Below are 1,885 nucleotides of genomic sequence, written 5' to 3'. Positions count from 1 at the left end.
CGAGGGTCGCCGCGCGGGCGCGTTCGGCGTCGCCGATGAAGTTGAGCGTGCCGAGCCGGTCGTCCTCGCCCCACCGGCCCCAGTTGCGGAACGCCTCGGCGGCCTCGGCGACGTGCCGGGCGGGGTCCGTGCGATCGAGCTCGTCGGGGCGCTCGGTCGGCGTGCGCCGGGTTCCGGATGCCGCGGCCGGCGTGGTGCTCATCGCGACGCCTCCTCGGCGATCGCCCGCACGGTCTGGCGGCCGAGCCCCTCGATGGCCCCGACCATCACGTCGCCGTCGCGGAGCATCCGGCCGTGCACGATGCCGTTGCCCGCCGGGCTGCCCGTGAGGAGCAGGTCGCCCGGGAGGAGCGGCATGTTCTGCGAGGCGCCGGCGATGAGCGCGGGGAGGTCGAAGAGCAGGTCGGAGGTCGTGGCATCCTGCATCGTGTCGCCGTTGAGGGTGAGCTCGAGGTGCAGGTTCCCGGCGTCTGCGACGAAGGGCGCGGGCACGAGGAACGGCCCGGTGGGGAGGAAGCCGGGGGCGTTCTTGCCGCGGTACCAGTCGGTGCCGATCTCCTTCATGTCCTCGCGGAATACGAGGTCGCGGGTGGTCACGTCGTTCACGATCGTGTAGCCGGCGACGTGCTCCATGGCGTGCTCGCGGTCGACGCGGAAGGCCTCCCTGCCGATCACGACGGCGAGCTCGAGCTCCCAGTCGTGCTGGTCGCTGTAGCCCGGCAGGCTCAGCGGCACGTCGTCGCCCACGACCGCCGCGGGCAGGCCGATGAAGAAGTAGGGCGTGCCCTCACGCGCGCGGCGGTCCATCATGTCGGCGGCCCAGGCGCGCAGCTCCTCGATGGGACGCGGGTCGTTCTTCGCCCGGCCCGCGGCGACGAGGTCGATCACGTGGGTGCGGTAGTTCGCGCCGGTCTGCAGCACCTGGCGCGGCGTGACGGGCGCGGTGAGCGTCACGTCGGCGAGCGGGAGCCAGGCGTCGTCGTCGCGCCCGGCGACCGCGGCGAGGCGACCCCACGCGGCAGGCGCCTCGGCGAGGAACGCGTTGAGGTCGGGCGCGCCCAGCTCGTCGGGGCCGATCGGCCGCACTCGCTCCCCCGCGACGAGTCCGAGCGTGGGCTCGGCTCCGGCCGCGCGGTAGCGGACGAGGGCGAAGGGTGCGGCCAGGCCGTCGGACGACGATGTCACGGGTGGTTCTCCATTCGGGCGCGCGTCGTTGGGTGCGCTCCCTCAGTCAAGCGCGTGCCGCGATATCAGTGAAGGCTCGATCGATGATGGACTGCATCAATCCTGTGGATGCGCCGAGCCCATCGCACGGGCGATGGGGAGTCCGCCCCCGTGCCCGGTGAGGCCGCCGTCAACCGCGATCTCCGCGCCGGTCACGAATGAGGCGGCAGGTGCGAGGAGCTGCACGATGACGGCGGCCACCTCCTCGGCCCGGCCGGAGCGCCCGAGCGGCGTCGACTCGAGGTTCACGGCACGGAACGCGTCGGGCGCGCTCGCGGTCATCGGCGTCTCGATGAAACCCGGGCTCACGAGGTTGACCCGGATGCCGCGCGGCCCGAGCTCCATCGCCGCGGTCTTCGTGATGCCGCGCAGCGCCCACTTGCTCGCGCCGTACGCGATGCCGTAGTGCGCCATGGCGCCGGCGGCCGACCCGACGTTCACGATCGCGCCGCCATCGCCCAGGAGTGGGGCGAGGAAGCGGATGCCGAGGACGGGGCCCATGGCATTGACGGCGAAGGCGGCCTCGAAGTCCTCGGCGGTGACGTCGTGGAGTCGCGCACGGCGCGTGATGCCGGCGGCGTTGACCAGACCGTCGATCCGGCCGTCGGCGCTCGCGAGCCGCTGCGCCAGCGCCGCCCAGTCCGCTTCGCGGCGCACGTCG

At 73.3% G+C, this 1,885-nt stretch carries 2 protein-coding genes and 1 pseudogene; all 3 read right to left on the bottom strand.

Annotation, left to right across the window (positions count from 1 at the left end; translation table 11 throughout):
* Positions 1 to 202 (bottom strand): annotated as a pseudogene (locus tag AC1DY2_RS19265) (cyclase family protein); the annotation flags it as partial.
* On the bottom strand, positions 199 to 1,185 hold the full coding sequence (locus AC1DY2_RS19260; protein ID WP_476763873.1) for a fumarylacetoacetate hydrolase family protein: 987 nt from the start codon (positions 1,183 to 1,185) through the stop codon (positions 199 to 201). The gene AC1DY2_RS19260 and the pseudogene AC1DY2_RS19265, both read right to left, overlap by 4 nt.
* 96 nt (positions 1,186 to 1,281) lie before the next feature.
* Positions 1,282 to 1,885 (bottom strand): SDR family oxidoreductase (locus tag AC1DY2_RS19255; RefSeq protein WP_476763872.1); only part of this gene is annotated, 604 nt, incomplete at its 5' end.

The organism is Agromyces sp. P1_H4 (assembly GCF_056405255.1).
The sequence above is the reverse complement of the archived record's forward strand: the minus strand, read 5'-3'. Positions and strand labels throughout refer to the sequence as shown.